Genomic DNA, 17112 nt, shown 5'->3' with positions numbered 1-17112 from the left:
AGGTGATGCCACGCAACGCATCCGTCGCATCTGCGACGGTCCCGTGCTGGATGACTCTCAGGCGCTCAGCACTCCACTCGCGCCGCTCAAACGACGATGCCATCGTGAGAACTCCTGCCTTGGTTGCCCTGCCGAGCGCCACTGTCGCTGTTCCCCGGAACTATGAGCGAGCGACTTGCACACCGGTCAACGAAGTCGCGTCCAAAGGATTGCTTTGCCTTGCTCCGACGCCGACTGACACGTCGAAGCGCACGTGAACGCGACGACCACCCGGCCTTCTGTCAGATGGCCCGACGTTCCAGGCACCAAGGGATGTCGGTGAAGTCGAGTGTTCGCACGACGAGCTCGCGGCTTGATGGCTCGCGAGCCAGAAGGCGATCAACGATCGCTGCATCTCGCCGAGCCCACGCCACTGGAGACCGGGCCAGACGTTCGCGCCACCGCTCGTCCGGCCGAAAATCCTCCATGAGGACTGAGGCGTCGCTCTCGGGTATCAACCACAACCCGAACAGGCTGTCGTCCAACTCAGCAGCGCTGGACCGCTCGGCGAAGAGTCTGGCATCAGCAGGTCACCGCCCCTTCCTCGCGCGCGACCTCTTCTGTGACCTCATCGCGCCTCTCGAGAATCACCAACGCGTGGAACTCCGCCAAGGCACCAAACCGCCTCTCTGCTCCGACCGGTCGACCCGAGACGGAGCGATCGGAATCGACTATTCAGCATCCGAGAGCGCAGCAGCCAGCGAGTTGGCGAGATCCATGGCCTGCTCACGGAAGAACCCCAATCGCAGATAGAACTGCTCCTCAGTCTGAATCATGACGGCAGTCCCCACCAATACGCTGAACAGTATATGTGCTTCTTGCGGCGTGAATGCATTGTCCGACTGTGTCCGCTCAATGATGTTCGACGCAACAGTCGACTCGGCCCCGAACCGGACGACCGAATCCACCGCGTCGGCGCGGTCCCGAACGAAAATGCCGACCGACTTCATCATCGAGCGCTGGGCGGCTGTGAATCGGAGCACATAACGATCATCAGACCGCGCCGCGCTGATATTTGTCCTCATTCCACGTACCTACCACTCGCGAACGCACTGGGACTGAACTTGTAGCCGTGGATCATATACGAGTTCTGGACAACCAGAACGCCCTTCGAGCCGTCATAGCCAACTCTTGCTCCGGTCTGCGAGTCGGTATGAGTCAACCGACCTCGCCAGGAGCCGAAGTAGTCACCCAATCCGTCAGGGTCATGACCAATTCCAGGGATCTCATGGTCGCCGGCCGTAGCCGATCCGTCATGCATCCGTTTTACCTGGTAGTCGACTCCCTCTGCGACATCGGATCCATGGGAGCCAGAGAGTCGATCGTATGCCGCATCGTCCAGACCTCCCGTGGCGGGGTCTCGAGACTTGCAGTTATGTACGAGCGCAGGTCCACTGCTCTCGGCAGCAACGTAGTACGTGTGGGTCTTTTGAACGGTGAGGTTGTAGACCGTGGCAATACGTGCATAGCGTCGTACGGCGCTGACCCGCATGGCTTGATGAGAACCGGCCGAAGCGAGGCGGTCGCCCGCCACGAGGTCCCCTGCGTCGACCCAACGGTTCAGAAGTGGCAGATAGAACCGATGCCCGGCGGTAGCCGTGACGATCCCGGATTTCGTCACACCCCCCGACCCCGACGCCGCCACCTGAACGTCTACTAGGTCTTTCGTCCCATGTCCGATGATGGTCCGTATGACCGGTTGCGCGGAGGAGAGTCCTGTCGTCGGGTCGGTGGCGAGGACTTTGTCGCCGAGCTTGACTTGCTCGATCGGTTTTCGGGTGCCGTTCGCCAGGAGGACGAGAGTTCCTGGCACGAACGAGTTGGCCACACAACTGGCAGCCTTCAGTTCGTCTTCGGCTTTGCGAAGGCCCTTGATGCCGTCGATGGCTTCGCCGACGAGTTCTTTGATGCGGCCTATGAGTTTCCAGGCTCTCTTGGCGTGGAGGAGGTACTTGCTGATGAGTTTGCCGGCTATGCCGCCGGCGAAGGAGGAGAGGACAGTGACGCCGGTGGCTACGCAGGCGCCGACGTCGCCGTTCGTGAAGCAGTTCAGGGCGTCGGTGACACCTAGCTCGTCGGCGACGATCTTGACCAGGTCCTTGATGACCTTCTTGATCTTCTTCTTGGCCTGTTCCTTGGCCTCGCGGTGCTTGGTGATCTTCTGGACCTGCTCGCGCTCTTCGCGCTTCTTGACTGTGCGGTCGGGCTCTTCCTTGGTGTCGAGCCAGTGCTGGAACTCCTCGTCGGTCCAGTCCGCTGTCTCGCCGTTGTGGTAGCTCTCCTCCTTCTCCATCAGGCCGTCCGGATCGCTGAACGTCGATGGGTTGTTGTTGCCGTACCGGTAGCCGTTCAGGGTCTGCGGGTCCGCGACGTCCACCAATGGGTCCACGCTGATGAACCGGCCCAGCTTCGGGTCGTACTCGCGGGCACCCAGATGGGTGAGGCCGGTCGATGGATCGTCCACGCCGTTGACGAAGCCCCTGGAGTTCAGCTCCCAGGTCGGCGATGTGGTACCGCGCGAGTTGCCGAACGGATCCATGCTGCGGCGGGAGACCACCGCGCTGAGGCCGTCGACCGAGACCGTGGCGGTGCCCTGGGGATCGGCGATCAGGTACTCGACCGACTGCGAGTTGTTGCGCATCGCGACCGTCGAGCCGTCGAAGTCGTAGTAGCGGGTGGAGCTGACCGAATCGGCTGCCTTGTCCCACCGGACTTCGGCGGAGGCGAGGTAAAGGGTCGCCCCCTTGGGATCGTGACGGATGAGGCGGCTGCCGTCGGCGTCGTATACATAGCTCGTGTCGCCGTCGGGGCCGCTGACGGACGCCAGGTGTCCCTCTGGATCCCAGGTCAGCGTGTCGGTATCACCGCCGACCGTCCTGGTGGACATGTTGCCGACGGCGTCGTAGCCGTAGTTGTCGACCGACGTGCCGGAAGGGCCGGACGAGTTGACGGCGGTCACGCCGTGCGGTCGCGCGGCGCCGGCTGCCGGATACGTGTAAGTGGTTGTCGTGTCGCCGGCCGGCCTGTGGTCGATCAGCTTCGTGCGATCTCCGGCATCGTCATAGGTGTAGGACTGCCAGTAGGGAGCAGGTCCGCCAAGAGCAGCAGCCGAACGAGTTGCACCGCAGGTGGTAGCCGGCGTCCAAGCCTCGGTCGTCCGGCGCAAGTAGTCGTGGCCGAAGCACTGCAAGTCCGTCGACGTGCCGTACTTGTGGGAGATCGAGGTGACATTGGCAGCGTCGTCGTACGCGTAGTCGAAGGTGTCGTCGGTCTCGAGAACGGCCTCGCGGTCGACCTTCATCTGAGTCAGCCGACGGCTGCCCTCTTCGTAGACGAACGACTGGAAGACGCCGAGCCCTGTCTTCTGGCCCATGTGGTACTGGAGCGGCTCACCGTAGTTGCCGCGTTTGGTCCCGCTGACGTACGCCTGCCAGCCCAGCATCGCCTTCAGATAGCCGGCGTCGTCGTAGTACAGGTCGATCGACTCGTCCGGCAGCCCTGGCGTTGACGGCAGAACGGCTTTACGCACCGTCCCGTCCGGGTTGTAGCTCGTGGAGCTCGTGTAGGTACCGGCCAGTTTCCCTTCGGAGGCCGGGATCGTGACCTGGCTCCCGGTCGGCCGATCCATCGCGTCGTAACCAGTGATCGCGGAGACGTAGTTGTTGCCGTCCACCGTCCGTGTCGACGAGGTCAGCAGACCTTTGCCGAGTGTGTCGTACAGCCAGCTGGCAAGCGTCGGGCCGGCCGCAGACCCACTGCGTACGGCGGTCTTCCGGTCCAGCTCGTCGTACGAGAAAAACAGCTCCTGACCGCGCGCGTCCTTCGTCGAGGTCAATCGGTCTGCCGCGTCGTACGACGACGTCGTCGTCCCCTTGTCGGGGTCGTTCACGCTGATCTGCCGGCCGCGGCGGTCGTACGTGTACTGCCAGACGCTGCCGGACGGGTTGGTCACGCTCGCCAACTGGTTGTCCGGGGTGTACTCGTACTTCGTCGAGTCGTACTCCCCTCCGGCGGCGCGGCCATGGAACTGCCGGAGCTCAGTCGCCTTGCCGCGGGCGTCGAGCATCTGGATCGTGGTGGTCCCACCTTCCGGCGGGATGGTGGCAACCGCGTTGCCGCCATACACCGTCTGCGTACGCCACTTCTCCGTCGCCTGCGAGACGAACGCGCTCGCGATGACCCGGTTGGCGCCGTCGTAGGTGTAGATCTGCCGCGCCGGAAGGTTCGGTTCGTCGGCGTCGAAGAGCGTGTTCGTCGGCACCGAGGTGTTGTCGAAGTACGGGCCTTCCTCGGTGGCGACGTTGCCGCGGGCATCGTACGTGGTGTCCGCGATGACGCGTCCGCCGTTCGCGCCGGGGGTCTGGACCTGGCGGCGGCGCAGGAGCCCGTCCAGGAGGGTCCTGCTGATCTTGTATGTGCCGTCCGGTTTCAGTTCCTGGGTCGCGACGACGTTCGGCGCGGTCTTCGACACCAGATAGCTGAAGATCATCGACGCGGTCGCGCCGCCGGCCTTGGAACGGTTCGGCAGCCAGACACCTGTCAACCGACCGAAGGCGTCGTAAGTGAGGTCGGTCCGCCGGCCGTTCGGGTCGACCTCGGCGACCGTCGCACCCCAGGACGGGTCGATGATGCTGGAGCTGACGAAGCCCTTCGCGTCTTCGGTCGCGGTGCCTGTCACCGGCCCGCCGGTCGCCGGCGTGAAGGTGACCTTGCTCGTCCGCCGGTTCAGCCCGTCGTAGGTCTCGAGGACCCGGCCGAGCGAATCGTAGACGGTCCGCGAACGCTGGACGTAGGCCGGGCCGGACTCGGTGTCGTCCAGGGACTCGACCTTGGTGATCAGACCGCGAACAGGCGCCGCCGTCAAACTCGTGCTGTCGTCGAAGTACGTCCTCAGGTCGGAGATGATCTGATCGGCCTGACTTGGCTCCACCGAGCACCGGAGCGAGGCCTGCTGTTCCCGGCTCACCGAGTCCAGCAACCAGATCCCCGCGTTGCGGTTGTACGTGTATCTGGTGCAGCGGTCATCTGCGTTCGTTGCCAGGTCGCCGTGATCGTCGACTGCTGTCGGCATGCCGAGATCGTCGAAGGACGTGCTGGTTCCGGCCAATCGATAGGAACCGCTGCTCAAACGCGTCCTGGTCGTCGATGACGCCGTCCGCAGCAGCATGGAGGTTTCGCCGCCCGCCGAGCCGGTTGCCTTCACCCACGGCATGTTGATGGTCCCCGTCACCTCCGGGCCGCTCGCCCCGTCGTAGGCGATCTGCTCTCGGACGTAGCCGTTGTACCGGTTGGCATCCTCGACCGTGTCGCCCTGGCTGTCCGTGACGATCGACGTCTTCCGAGTGGTGCCGGCCTTGTCGAGATAGTCGTCATGCATGCCGCGGAAGAAGGTGTACTGCGTCCGTGACTGGTTGCCGGTCGGGCCGACCTTCACGTCGACCTTGCCGTATCCCCGCCAGTCACTCCAGGTCCGGTACTTGGGCAGCGTGAGCTCGTTGTCGTCGAAATGCCAGGCCGGGGTCCCGAGGTAGTCGTATGTCGTGCTCTGATCAGGCCCGCCGCCGCTGCCGTCGTCGACGACCACACTCGTCACCACGTACTTGTGGAACCAATGCATCGTCGGCTCGGTGCCGCCGTCGATCGTCCAGTAGACCGGGAAACAGCGCCGGGTGCTGGTGGCCGGATTGGCCGGCTTCGACGTCGGCGTACAGTCGGCGGCGCTGTAGTTGACGTTGGTGATCTGGCCGGACTCGGACGTGATCGACCCGACACGGAACTTGTACATTGCCGGCGCACCGTCGCCGATCGCATCCACCCGGTTCGGCTTGTCGACCTGGGCGAAGGTGACGGCCGGATTCGTCAGCGCGCCACCGACCTTGCCCTGGTGGGTGATGCTGCGCAGGAACAGGGACCGGTTCGTGTCGCCCGACGTCGGGTAGTCCTGGGTCAGTGTCCAGGTGTCCACTGCGGAGTAGCCGCTGCCTTTGAGGACCCCCGTGTTGATCGTCGCGAGTCGCTTACGGGTGAAGAACGACGGCGAGGTCCGGTTCGGGCACGAGGTCGACGACGTGCAGATCTGGTCGAACGGTGTGTCCGGCCAATTCGACGCGTTGGCGGCGGTCAACTGGGCGGGGTCACAGGTCACGGTGCCACTTGGCACGCAGCGCTCCCCTACCGTGAACCAGACCCGGACAGCCGCGGCCGAAGTGGTTTCGTTCGGGCCGGCGACCTTGCCGTAGTCGATGATCCAAGGATAGCTCGCTCGCTGGTACAAGGAGACGCCGGTGTTGTTGTTCCGGCCGTAGTAGTTGTTCTCCTGGACGTACCAGTAGCTCATCAGGTTGTTGCTCAGGTCAACGACTCGATCGACGTTCCAGCGCCACGCCTGCGTGCAGTACGACGTCGCGAATGCAGAGGTATGGCAAGGCTCGCCGGCCTGGTTACCGAACACGGGCACTGTATTGACCGAGTTCGCACGGTTGGATCCCGGCAGCGACGGATTGATGCCGAAGTAGTACTTCGTGCCGTCGGTCGTGGTGACGATCCAGTACTCGCCCTCGCGGGCGCCGTTCGTCGCACCGTAGCGGCGCTGGACCTGCGTCCCGTCGTCGTTCTTGAGCTTGAACGTGTCGATCTTGTTCGTGGCGTCGGTGCTGATCTTGATCAGCTCACCGGAGTGACCGCCCAGGGACAGGACGGCGTTGTCCGTTTTCCAGCACAGGTCACCGGTCTTCACCGTGGTGTTGCTGCCCGCCATGTCGTCAGCGCAGGAAACGTACTTCCGCTCGATGAAACCGGGCTCGAGCGCGTGTCCCTGACCGACCCACGACGTCTGATTGTTGGTCGAGGCAACCTGCCCGTCGACCGAGCCCGAGCTGTACGCGATGGAGAGCTCCGGCTTCGGACCAGCAGTCCCCGGTGGGACGCGAAGCGGGTAGTTCCACGTGAAGTCCCCCGTCTGTGAACCGACGTTCCAGACCGACGAAGGCGAGAGCGAGGTCGCCGCGTACGAACCGGCCGAGCCGGAAACTCCCGCGGTCAAGGCCAGGGTTGTGAACCCGGCGTCCATCGCGCGCGGACCTGCGAGCCGTTCCGGTAGGTCGAGCTCGGCCGTCACTGTCTTGCTCTGCAGGTCGTTGCGCGAGTCGGGCAGTACCCGGCTCTGGTGACAACCCCCGACATCGCAGGTCAGCTCGGTGAGCCGGAGCCGAGTTGCCCAATCGCCACCAAAAGCGGTCGCGAACTTGTCATAGGCGACCTTGACCTTGACCTTCGTCGCCTGTGCCTGGACGTCGGTCCGGCTGAGCCGCAGTACGACGCCGGCCACGCCCAGGCGCGCGCTGTCGGACTGCCCCAGGACGTCGACCTGGACCGTCGGCGCCGGATACGACGCGCCCCGGGGAGCCTGCACCGGCTCGATGGAGACCGGGTTGGCGTTCGGCGTCGCTCCGGCCGTCGTCACCGTCGTCGAGGTGGTCGGCCAGATCGGTTCGGCGGGCGCGACCTCGGCCGCGGCGGCCTGCTCGATCGCGCGGTCGGCCACCGGCGTGGGCCGAACTTCTTTCCCGGGCGTCGGCTTCTCCTGCTGAACAGCCGGAGCGGGTCGACTGGGCTTGGCGGCCCTCGCCTCGGGGACGAAGTTGGCCGTGCCGGCCACCAGACTCAGGCTGATCAGCGCCACGAGCGCGGACCGGCTCCGCTTGACAATCAGGTATCGCATTCGCTGGCTCGCCTTCTCGTCTCAACTGGTCGGGCTGGAGTCAGCCATGTCGGTCAGGACTGTGCTTTCGTCGATCGGGCCGGGGTAAATCCGGGCGTCGTCGATCTGGCCCTGGACGGGAAGGGAGGTGCCGCCGGACATGCCGGTCCCCAAGCGCAGAGCCCCGTCACCGTCGAGCATGGTGAACGGCAGGCCGGCCTTGACGTACGTCTCGTCGTTCACGTACAGCGCCATCGTCTGGTTGGTGGAGTCGTACACGCCGGTCAGATAGACCCATTCACCGGCCAGGTACGGCAACTCCTCAGAAACGGCGGTGATCTCGCCCGAGCCGTCCGGGTCAGCCATCGTGAATGCCCAGGTGGCCTTCGGCTCGCCTGGATCGGCGAGGTTCTGGCTCAGCACCCCGAGAGTGAATCCACTCGTGCCGGTCCGGTCCTCGCTGATCGCGATCTGACGGCCCGGCTTGTTCGAGAGCTTGACGCGGACACTCGCGCTGAAGCTTCGGGTTGTGTCCAGGATGTCGTTCTGCGTCGGTGAGGCAAACCCGTTGCCCGGCAGGTCGACCGACCAGTCCTTCTGCTCGGAGGTCGGATCGAAGCGATCACCGGCCGCCCAGCCCGCCGTCGCGCTCATCGTCGCGTTCCGTCCCGCCGCGCCGACGTCCAGCAAGATCGTCCCGGCACCTTCGTCCATGTGCCACAGGCCCGCTGGATCACCGGTCCGGATCTTCACGATCGCCTGCCCGTAGTCTGCGCTCCGGTTCCCGGTACGGTCATAGGCCCAGGCACGGATCACGGCCGGACCAGGCTTGGCCGCCGTGAAGCTGAACGTTCCGGGACTCACCGGGAGGTTCGCGCTGGTCGGGTCCAAGGTGTCGATGGTGTAGCGGAAGTAGTTCTGATCGGCCGACGTGGCCTTGATGTGCACGTCGATCCGCTGTCCCAGCGAGTACACGACGTTCCCGGACGTGATCTCGACCTCGGGCACCGGCGGTTTGGTCGTGTCGATCACGAACCAGCACATCGGCGACCAGGCCGAGTAGTCCACACCGTCCCAGGCCCTGGCCCGCCAGCCGATCAGCACGCCCTGGTACAGATTGGTCACATCGGCCTGCGGGGAGAACTCGACCGTGCTCCCGCTGAGTTTGACGGCACTGACTCCGGTGAAGGCGGGCTCCGGCTTGTTGTTGATCCAGAACTCGAACCCCACCTGCGTCGACGTGCGGTCGGCGTCCAGGACGGTGATCCACGGTACCGGGCTCAGCTGGTTGATCCGGCCGGGATTGGAGGAGCTCGGACAGCCCATCGCCGGATCCGTCGTGTGCGGGTTCGCAAGCACCGGAATCCGGTTGTAGGTGATGCTGAGAAAGCCGTCGGAGCGGAATCGCTTCCAGGCCATCGAGTCGGTCTCACTGGCGGCGCGGAGACCGAGGTGGACCCACGAGCTGCGAGCCGCGGCCTGCTCGGCGACGGCGGACAGAACGTTGAACTCGAGCCACTTGCCGTTCGGTGTGCATTCGTCGCGGCCGACCGCATCGGTGACCGAGGCAACCTTCTTGAGCCAGACGTTCGAGCCGGAGCCGTTGCTCCAGTTGACTTCGGTGTTGATCGCGGCGGTCTTCCAGACCTGGACCTCTTTCTTGGTGCAGCTCGCCGCCCAGGTCTCGTACGCCTTGAACTCCGCGGCCAGGATGTGCGTCCCGGCGAGTCCTGAGATGCCCATCTTGTAGATGAGGCGCTTGCGGCTCCACGGCTCGAACGATTGGTACCCGACACCTTCCGGGCCCACCCAGTTCCATGACGACGTGCTCGGATAGTGCTCGTTCATCATCGCCCGGCCACTCTGGGTGGAAGAGAGCGCCGGATCGATGTGCAAGGGGTACTCCGTAGCGGCATCGTTGATCAGGCTGGCCGCCGGACTGATCGACAGCGTGTCCTGAGTGACCGACACCGGAACCTGGACGACCTTGTCACCTTCGAGCGGTGCCTCGGTCCGGTCGTCGTCCGTGGGCGCCTGAGCCTCGCCCCGGGAATCCCACATCATCGGCTGCGGCCCGGTGAACACGACCTGTCCCAGGTCGTCCTTCGCCTCGATCACTCCACCCGGCGCCTTGGCGACCGTCAGGTCACCGGCCTCGATCTCCAGGTCGAGATCCTGCAACTCCGGGAGACGCGCGGCCGCGGGTGTCTTCACGACCAGGACCTCGTTGTAGGAGTCGGCCGATGCCGAGATCTTGAGGTCGACGTCCGGGAACACGTTCGCGTAGGTCACGCTGTCCTCGGCGATTGTCGGTGCGGGCAGCGCACCGGGCCAGCTCAGCTTCAGCTCGTGGCCGTCGGACTTCACGACGATGAGCGGATCGGTTCCACCGCCGGACAAGCTCAGATCGAGTGCGGTGGCCTTGGGCCGGATCCGCCCGTCACCGCTGTGCTCCAGCGTGGTGTCGATGGCAAACCACTGGTCGCCTCGCTTGGCGCGGACCGGAACATTGCTCTGCTCCAGCGTGTAGGTGCCATCGGGGTTCGCGAAGACCTGTGAGGTCTCGGTGCGTTTCTGCAGCACCTCGACCCGCTCGCCGGTCGCCGTCGCCTGCTGCGACGGAGAGTCTTTGGTCGCGCCGCCCGCTGCCGCGACCGTGGCCGGTCGAGCCTCGGCCGGCCCAGCGACCAGCCACGCCATGACGCCGATCGCCAAGGTGCAAACAACTGCGACAGGACCGCGCGTCCTTGTCATGCGCCCACTGGGCAGACCACACCGATACATCGCCCCACCGCTCTTCGACTCCCCCGAGCCATAGATGCGGAGTGGATCCTAGGGGTCGCACACTGTGATCGGCAGGTACAACTCATACAAACGAGCCATACAGTTTCGGATGCCCGGCCGCCGGGTGATGACGTGCATCACATTTCTGCGAAGCTCGAATTGGTTGCGACTCGGGTTGTGCTGCCGTGAGGGCTCGTGTCGGTCGCTAGCTTGGAGGGCAGGGCTAACGGAGGAGACGGGCGTGCGGGGTCGGGCTGTGGTGGTGGTGGCGGCGTTGGCGTTGGTTTCGGGGTGTTCGGACGACTCGCCGTCGGGGTCCGGTACTGCGACGGCGTCGGTGCCGGCCAGTGCGGGAACGGCGGCCGGTGCGGCGGCGGTGAAGCTGACGGTGGCGTCGACGGTGGCGACCGGGATCGAGGTGCCGTGGGGCCTCGCGTTCCTGCCGGACAAGAGTGCGTTGGTGGCGGAGCGGGACTCGGCGAAGGTCAAGCGGATCGCTGACGGGCAGGTCGGTGAGGTCGGCGAGGTGGAGGATGTGAATCCCTCGTCCGAGGGTGGATTGCTGGGACTGGCGGTGGATCCGGGGTATCCGGGGAAGCCGTACATCTACGCCTACTACTCCGGCGGCGACGACAACCGGATCGCGCGGATCACCTACCAGGACGGGAAGCTGTCGGACCAGCAGGTGATTCTCGAGGGGATTCCGGCCGCGGCGATCCACAACGGCGGGCGGTTGCGGTTCGGGCCGGACGGATTCCTGTACGCCGGGACCGGGGACGGGTCGGACCGGCCGAACTCGCAGGACGACAACTCGCTCGGCGGCAAGATCCTGCGGATCACCACCGAGGGCAAGGCCGCGCCGGGCAACCCGGACGGGCGGGTGTGGATCACCAAGGGGCACCGCAACGTGCAGGGGCTCGCGTTCGACGGCGACCAGTTGTACGCCGCGGAATTCGGGCAGAACACCTGGGACGAGCTGAACGCGATCACCCCCGGATCGAACTACGGCTGGCCGGCCGCGGAGGGCATCAGCCGGCTCGACGGTATGACCGACCCGATCGCGCAGTGGCACACGGCCGACGCGTCACCGTCGGCTATCGCGTTCGCCAAGGGACATGTCTTCATGGCGTCGCTCCGCGGTCAGAGGCTCTGGGCGATCCCGGTCGCGGGCGGGAAGCGGGTCGGTGAGCCGCAGGCGTTCTTCACCAACCAGTACGGGCGTCTGCGCACGGTCGAGGCCGCGCCGGACGGCTCGTTGTGGGTGACCACGTCGAACACCGACGGCCGCGGCGACACCCGCGACGGCGACGACCGGATCCTGCGCGTGACGATCAGCACCTCCTGAAAAGTCAACCGTTTCAGGTCTTCGGTCGTCTGGTACTTGTTGAGGAAACGACCTGAGGAGGAGATCGGTATGCCGACCGGCCAGGCGTCTGGCGTCCCCAGCAGCGTGATCGCATCGGTGAGCAGATTCGACGATGCTCAGCGAACAGTCGAGTACTTGAGAAGCTACGGGATGACAGCGGCGAACCTGGAGATCGTCGGCGCCGGACTCCGGCAGGCCACCAGACGCAGAACAGTCCCGGCCGTGAGGCTCACCCTCGTCAGCGCCGCGCAGGGCGCGCTTCTCGGCGTACTCGCGGCGGTCTTCGTCACCCTGGTCGCCGAGACCACTCTGAATGGTCTGGCTGTTGTGATGTGGGGCTTCGTGTACGGCGGACTCGTCGGAGCGCTCGGAGGTCTGTTCCGCGGGCTGGTCCGTAATCGCCCGGAAGCCGTCACGACCGAGATCCTGCCGACCCGCTACGAGGTCCGCTGCACGACCGAGGAACTGTCAGTCGCCCAGACCCTGCTCGCCGACGCCGCCGACGTGGACGACGGCCGTGTCGAGCGCGAGGTCATCGCCGACGCGCCACAGCCACAGCAGAAGAACGCGGCCTGACCGTCGAGGGGGTGCAGGGACCTGCACCCCCTCGATCGGATCAGATCCCGAGTTTTTCGTTGAGGAGTTGGCGGACCTTGGCGGCGTCGGCCTGGCCTCGCATGTCCTTCATGACGGCGCCGATCAGGGCGCCGGCGGCGGCTGGTTTGCCGGAGTTGACCTTTTCGACGACGTCGGGGTTGGCCGCGATCGCGCGGTCGATGGCCTCGAGGAGGGCCGAGTCGTCGGAGACCAGGGCCAGGCCGCGCTTCTCGATGATCTCGGCCGGCGTGCCCTCACCGGCGAGCAGGCCCTCGAAGACCTGCCGGGCGAGCTTGTCGTTCAGCGTGCCGTCGTCGACGAGCTTCTGCACCTCGGCGACCTCGGCCGGGCCGACGCCGAGCGCGTCGAGCTCCTGGCCCGACTCGTTCGCCGAGCGGGCCAGCTCGCCCAGCCACCACTTCTTCGCGGCCGCCGGTGTGACGCCGAGCTCGATCGTCGCGACGATCGGCTCCAGCGCGTTGCCGTTGACGACGTCGCGCATCTCGAGATCGGTGAAACCCCAGTCCTCCTGCAGCCGCGCACGCCGTACCGAAGGCGCCTCCGGCAGCGTCCCGCGCAGCTCCTCGACCCACTCGCGCGACGGCGCGACCGGGACCAGGTCGGGCTCCGGGAAGTACCGGTAGTCGTCCGCGTCGGACTTCTCCCGGCCGGACGTGGTGATGCCGGTGTCCTCGTGCCAGTGCCGGGTCTCCTGCAGGATCTTGCCGCCGGACGACAGGATCGCCGCCTGCCGGGTGATCTCGTAGGTGATCGCGCGCTCGACCGAACGGAACGAGTTCACGTTCTTGGTCTCGGTCCGCGTGCCCAGAGCAGTGGAACCGTGCGGCTTCAGCGAGACGTTCGCGTCGCAACGCAGCGAGCCCTGGTCCATCCGGACGTCCGACACGTCCAGCGACAGCAGCAGGTCGCGCAGCATGCTCACATACGCCCGGGCGACCGCGGCTGCCTTCGCCGGCGGGACCTCGATCGTCTTGGTGACGATCTCGATCAGCGGGATGCCGGCCCGGTTGTAGTCGACCAGCGAGTGCGAGGCGCCGTGGATCCGGCCGGTCGCGCCGCCGATGTGGGTGGACTTGCCGGTGTCCTCCTCCATGTGCGCGCGCTCGATCTCGATCCGGTACGTCTCGCCGTCGACGACGACCTCGGTCCAGCCGTTGAACGCGATCGGCTCGTCGTACTGCGAGGTCTGGAAGTTCTTCGGCATGTCCGGGTAGAAGTAGTTCTTCCGGGCGAACCGGCACCACTCGGCGATCTCGCAGTTCAGCGCGAGACCGATCTTGATCGCGGACTCGACCGCCTTGGCGTTCACCACCGGCAGAGCGCCGGGCAGGCCGAGGCAGACCGGGCAGGTCTGAGTGTTCGGCGGCGCGCCGAACTCGGTCGGGCAGCCGCAGAACATCTTCGACTTCGTGTTCAGCTCGACGTGGACCTCGAGGCCCATCACCGGGTCGTACTGCGCCAGCGCGTCGTCGATTTCGAGGACCTCGGCAGTCATCGGGTCACCTCCAGCTCCGGAGCCTTGGTCATCAGGACGCCGCCCCACTGCTCGGCCAGCGCGGACTCCAGCGCGGCGCCGACCGTGTAGAGCAGGTCGTCGCGCATCACCGGCGCCATCACGTGGAAGCCGACCGGCAGGCCGTCCTCGTCGGCGAGACCGCACGGGAACGACGCGGCCGCGTTGCCGGCCAGGTTGGACGGGATCGTGCACAGGTCGTTCTTGTACATCGCGATCGGGTCGTCGATCCGGTCGCCGATCGCGAACGCGGTCGTCGGCGTGGCCGGCGAGACCAGCACGTCGACCTGCTCGTAGGCACTGGCGAAGTCGCGGGCGATCAGCGTCCGCACCTTCTGCGCCTGGCCGTAGTACGCGTCGTAGTACCCGCTGGACAGGGCGTGCGTGCCGAGCATGATGCGGCGCTTGACCTCGGCGCCGAAGCCGGCCTCGCGGGTCAGGCTCATCACCTTCTCCGCGCTGTTCTCGCCGTCGTCGCCGACGCGCAGGCCGTACCGCATCGCGTCGAACTTGGCCAGGTTGGACGAGGCCTCGCTCGGCAGGATCAGGTAGTACGCCGGGAGCGCGTACTGGAAGTGCGGGCAGGAGACCTCGACCACCTCGGCGCCGAGCTTGGTGAGCAGCTCGACCGCCTCGTGGAAGCGGGCCTCGACACCGGGCTGGTAGCCCTCGCCGCCGAGCTCCTTCACGACACCGATCCGCAGACCGGCGACGTCACCGTTGCGCGCCGCCTCGACCACCGGCGGGACGTCCTGGTTGATCGACGTGGAGTCCATCGGGTCCCAGCCGGCGATCACCTCGTGCAGCAGCGCCGCGTCGAGCGTCGTCCGCGCACACGGGCCGGGTGTGTCCAGCGAGGAGGCCAGCGCGATCAGCCCGTACCGCGAGGTGCCGCCGTACGTCGGCTTGACCCCGACCGTGCCGGTGAAGGCGCCGGGCTGCCGGATCGAGCCGCCGGTGTCGGTGCCGATCGCGAGCGGCGCCTCGTACGCCGAGATGGCCGCGGACGAACCGCCGCCGGAGCCGCCCGGGATCCGGCCCAGGTCCCACGGGTTGTGGGTGGTGCCGTACGCCGAGTTCTCGGTGGAGGAGCCCATCGCGAACTCGTCCATGTTGGTCTTGCCGAGGATCACGATCCCGGCGTCCTTCAGCCGCTTCACGACCGTCGAGTCGTACGGCGGCTTCCAGCCCTCGAGGATCTTCGAGCCGGCCGTGGTCGGCACACCCTCCTGGGTGAGCACGTCCTTCAGCGCCAGCGGCACGCCCGCCAGCGGGGACAGCTGCTCGCCCGCGGCCCGCCGGTCGTCGACCGCCTTCGCCTGCGCCAGCGCGCCGTCGGTGTCGACGTGCAGGAACGCGTGCACGGCACCGTCGACGGCGGCGATCCGGTCGAGGTGGGCCTGGGTGATCTCCACCGAGCTCGCCTGCCCGGACGTCATCAGCTCGGACAGCTCCGCCGCGGTCTTCCTGGTGAGATCGCTCATCGTCAGTCCTCCTCCAGGATCCGCGGCACCCGGAAGCGCTGGTCCTCCGCGGCCGGCGCGCCGGACAGCGCCTGCTCGGGCGTGAGGCACGGGACGTTCTCGTCCGGGCGCATCACGTTGGTCAGCGGCAGGGCGTGCGAGGTCGGCGGGATGTCGTCCGCCGCCACCTGGCTGACCTGCCCGACCAGGGTGATGATCTGGTCGAGCTGCGGCGCGAGGTGGTCGAGCTCGTCGTCGGTGAGCTCGATCCGCGCCAGTCGCGCCAGGTGCGCGACCTCTTCGCGGGTAATCGATGGCATGAACTGATCCAATGCGTGCAGTAGCTGTGAGCCATGTAGACACATGACCCGCCTCAGCTTAGTGGGCGCTGTATGACGGCCGCATTTCACATCCCCCGGGCTGTGAACAACGGCAGGATGAGATGGGCGGGCGTGTCTTCACCTACCGCTCTGTAACATGGGCGGCGACAAGGCGTTACGCGCATGGTGATCGGCTGGGAGATGATCGTTCGGTGTTCCTGCTGCGCTTGATCATCCCGGACCGACCCGGTTCGCTCGGCACCGTCGCGACGGCCCTCGGTGAGGTGAACGCCGACATCCACGCGATCGAGATCGTCGAGCACCGGCGGGAGAACGGCACCGCCGTCGACGACATCGTGGTCGACCTGCCACCGGGAGTGCTCCCGGACCGGCTGGTGTCGGCCTGCAACAGCGTGCCGGACGTCGAGGTCATCTGGTTCTCGCGGTATGGCGCGGGCGGCGGGCTGCACATGGACCTGGAAGCGGTCGAGCAGATGACGTCGGCGCCGGCGGACGCGATCGACATCCTGGTCGAGCAGTCACCGGCCGTGCTGCACGCGGACTGGGCGGCGCTGCTCGACGGCACCGGCAGCGAGGTGAAGGTCGCGCTGGAGACGAGCGCGACGCCGGAGTTCGGCGACGTGACCGGCGGCTGGCTCCCGATGGAGAAGGCGACCACGCTGGAGGCGCCGGACCACAAGGGCCTCGCCGAGTCGGTCCTGGTCGCCGCGCCGCTGGAGTCCGACCGGCGCATCCTGGTGATCGGCCGCCGCGGCGGCCCCGAGTTCCTCGGCTCCGAGGTCGCCCGCCTGTCCTACCTGGCCTCCCTGGCCGTCACCATCCGCGCCACATCCTGACTCACACCCAGGCCCCGCCGCCGGTCGGCGCTCCGCGGGCTGCGGCTGCGGGCTGCGGCTGCGGGCTGCGGCTGCGGGCTGCGGGCTGCAATTCGAGGGGTTAGCCCCTCGAATTGGGGGTTCTCCCCGCTCACACCAGCCAAGAACCCCCAATTGCAGTGGATATCCGCTCGGACGCTGACGCACGCACGGCGACGTACGCACGGCGGCGGGCGTGCGAAAGCCCCGCTCGACGGGCGGGGCTTTCCGGTGGTTCAGGTGAACTGGAAGTAGGCGAGGGCCCAGAGGCCGGCGATGATCAGGAGGATGACGACGCCGACCAGGCTGACGATCAGGATCGCCTGGCTGTTGCTGCCGTTCCGGTCCGGGAGGTCGAACTGGGTGGGGCCCCAGGCCCCGCCGCCGTCGACGCGCTGGACCGCCTCGGGCGGTGGCTGGGCCACCGTCCGAGAC

Annotated in this window: 10 protein-coding genes; 3 read left to right on the top strand and 7 right to left on the bottom strand. The window is 66.5% G+C overall.

The genetic code is table 11. From position 1 onward, the window contains the following. Positions 1 to 710 precede the first annotated feature (710 nt). From ABZW60_RS32325 to ABZW60_RS32315, 3 genes are read right to left on the bottom strand one after another with little or no spacing between them, the layout of a single operon-like run. A complete protein-coding gene (locus tag ABZW60_RS32325; protein ID WP_355483311.1) occupies positions 711 to 1064 on the bottom strand; it encodes a hypothetical protein in 354 nt (117 codons plus the stop codon). Further along, positions 1061 to 7759: a polymorphic toxin-type HINT domain-containing protein gene (locus tag ABZW60_RS32320; RefSeq protein ID WP_355483309.1), complete on the bottom strand. Its 6699-nt coding sequence runs from the start codon at positions 7757 to 7759 to the stop codon at positions 1061 to 1063. The genes ABZW60_RS32325 and ABZW60_RS32320 overlap by 4 nt, the downstream gene beginning before the upstream one ends. Positions 7760 to 7780: 21 nt before the next feature. Continuing rightward, entirely contained in the window at positions 7781 to 10438 is a 2658-nt protein-coding gene (locus ABZW60_RS32315; RefSeq protein WP_355483307.1) for a LamG-like jellyroll fold domain-containing protein, read from the bottom strand. Between the two features lie 325 nt (positions 10439 to 10763). Between ABZW60_RS32315 and ABZW60_RS32310 the strand changes: the two genes are divergently transcribed. Both ABZW60_RS32310 and ABZW60_RS32305 read left to right on the top strand, forming a co-directional pair. Then, positions 10764 to 11867 (top strand): PQQ-dependent sugar dehydrogenase, encoded by a 1104-nt coding sequence (locus tag ABZW60_RS32310; RefSeq protein ID WP_355483305.1) that lies wholly within the window; start codon positions 10764 to 10766, stop codon positions 11865 to 11867. A 171-nt stretch (positions 11868 to 12038) separates the two neighbouring features. Next, positions 12039 to 12464, top strand: coding sequence for a hypothetical protein (locus ABZW60_RS32305; protein WP_355483303.1), 426 nt, complete (start codon positions 12039 to 12041; stop codon positions 12462 to 12464). 40 nt (positions 12465 to 12504) lie between these two features. Here ABZW60_RS32305 and gatB read toward each other — a convergent pair whose 3' ends face one another. Genes gatB through gatC form a run of 3 tightly spaced genes read right to left on the bottom strand, consistent with a single transcriptional unit; the run spans position 12505 to position 15802 of the window. Then, positions 12505 to 14001: an Asp-tRNA(Asn)/Glu-tRNA(Gln) amidotransferase subunit GatB gene (gene gatB / locus ABZW60_RS32300; RefSeq protein WP_355483301.1), complete on the bottom strand. Its 1497-nt coding sequence runs from the start codon at positions 13999 to 14001 to the stop codon at positions 12505 to 12507. Continuing rightward, the gene (gene gatA, locus ABZW60_RS32295) at positions 13998 to 15503 is read right to left on the bottom strand and encodes an Asp-tRNA(Asn)/Glu-tRNA(Gln) amidotransferase subunit GatA (protein ID WP_355483299.1); all 1506 of its coding nucleotides are present in this window, start codon (positions 15501 to 15503) and stop codon (positions 13998 to 14000) included. Before gatA ends, gatB begins: the two co-directional genes overlap by 4 nt. A gap of 2 nt (positions 15504 to 15505) precedes the next feature. Further along, positions 15506 to 15802, bottom strand: a complete 297-nt coding sequence (gene gatC / locus ABZW60_RS32290) for an Asp-tRNA(Asn)/Glu-tRNA(Gln) amidotransferase subunit GatC (protein ID WP_355483297.1) — start codon at positions 15800 to 15802, stop codon at positions 15506 to 15508. 212 nt (positions 15803 to 16014) lie between these two features. Between gatC and ABZW60_RS32285 the strand changes: the two genes are divergently transcribed. Beyond that, positions 16015 to 16659 (top strand): ACT domain-containing protein, encoded by a 645-nt coding sequence (locus ABZW60_RS32285; RefSeq protein ID WP_355483296.1) that lies wholly within the window; start codon positions 16015 to 16017, stop codon positions 16657 to 16659. Between the two features lie 254 nt (positions 16660 to 16913). Here ABZW60_RS32285 and ABZW60_RS32280 read toward each other — a convergent pair whose 3' ends face one another. After that, positions 16914 to 17102 carry a hypothetical protein gene (locus tag ABZW60_RS32280; protein ID WP_355483295.1) on the bottom strand — a complete coding sequence of 63 codons (189 nt, stop codon included), beginning with the start codon at positions 17100 to 17102 and terminating at the stop codon, positions 16914 to 16916. Positions 17103 to 17112: the final 10 nt, after the last annotated feature.

It is taken from the genome of Kribbella sp. NPDC003557 (assembly GCF_040610805.1).
Lineage (GTDB): Bacteria > Actinomycetota > Actinomycetes > Propionibacteriales > Kribbellaceae > Kribbella.
Note: the sequence above shows the minus strand (reverse complement) of the source record. Positions and strands in the feature narration are given on the sequence as shown.